1 protein-coding gene is annotated in these 286 nt (G+C 65.0%); it reads right to left on the bottom strand.

Going from position 1 to position 286, the window contains the following annotated elements; translation table 11 throughout:
• On the bottom strand, positions 1–286 hold a 286-nt coding region (locus BK660_RS30115; protein ID WP_123436401.1), incomplete at both ends, for an FHA domain-containing protein.

Raw genomic sequence — 286 nt, 5'->3', positions numbered from 1 at the left:
ATTGAGCGGGTCGAGATCGAGGAACGCGTCGTCCGGGATGATGCTGCCGGCAGCGCGTGGACGGCCGACTTCACCGTCGAAGGTCGCCGGGTCACGCACCAGGCGCGCGCGAATCTCGAAGTCACCCAGCACGTAGGTGCTGCCGTGTTCGATGCGCACCGGTTCGCCCTTGTGCAGGCGTGCGCCGCTCTCGCCGTCCTGGACACCGTTGCTGCTGGTGTCGGTGAGGAAGAACGTGCCCTCGCGGTAACTGACAATCGCGTGGTGATTGGACAGATGACGCTTG

It is taken from the genome of Pseudomonas brassicacearum, assembly GCF_003732265.1.
Taxonomy (GTDB): domain Bacteria; phylum Pseudomonadota; class Gammaproteobacteria; order Pseudomonadales; family Pseudomonadaceae; genus Aquipseudomonas; species Aquipseudomonas brassicacearum_D.
The sequence above is the reverse complement of the archived record's forward strand: the minus strand, read 5'-3'. Positions and strand labels throughout refer to the sequence as shown.